The 429-nt window shown below is 32.9% G+C and carries 1 protein-coding gene; it reads right to left on the reverse strand.

Annotated features, from left to right (window positions below; translation table 11 throughout):
- The coding region (locus E1163_RS30055; RefSeq protein WP_185155860.1) for a hypothetical protein at positions 1-429 on the reverse strand (429 nt) is incomplete at both ends.

Below are 429 nucleotides of genomic sequence, written 5' to 3' on the forward strand. Positions count from 1 at the left end.
CGATTATTTCTAATTTTATATTTATTTTGAGCACCACTTGCGCTATCTTCTACAACCAATGTTGTATCTGCAGCTAACAATAGATCGTAATCGGAAGCAATGAACCCTAATGATTTCATAGTTAAATTGTCTAAGTGATTTCCATCTTCGCTTACTATGATGAATACAAAATACTGTGGCATAGAAGAGTCTATTTCGTATCCTAACAATTGTACGGTATCACTCAAACTAAATTTAGAATAGGCAAGATACGTTCTTGGCCACATTTCGTCTGGATTTTCCTGCACTTCTTTAATGAAATCAGAATGGGTAGAATCTAAATAAGTTATTACATAACCATCTTCAATCTCTTTTCTTGATTCTTCCAAATCACTTATTCGCTCTCCTAAATTCCACTCTGTAAAGAGTGTTAAAAAATCATTAAATGTC

Origin of the sequence: Fulvivirga kasyanovii (genome assembly GCF_009711405.1) — a bacterium.
GTDB classification, from domain to species: Bacteria; Bacteroidota; Bacteroidia; order Cytophagales; family Cyclobacteriaceae; genus Fulvivirga; species Fulvivirga kasyanovii.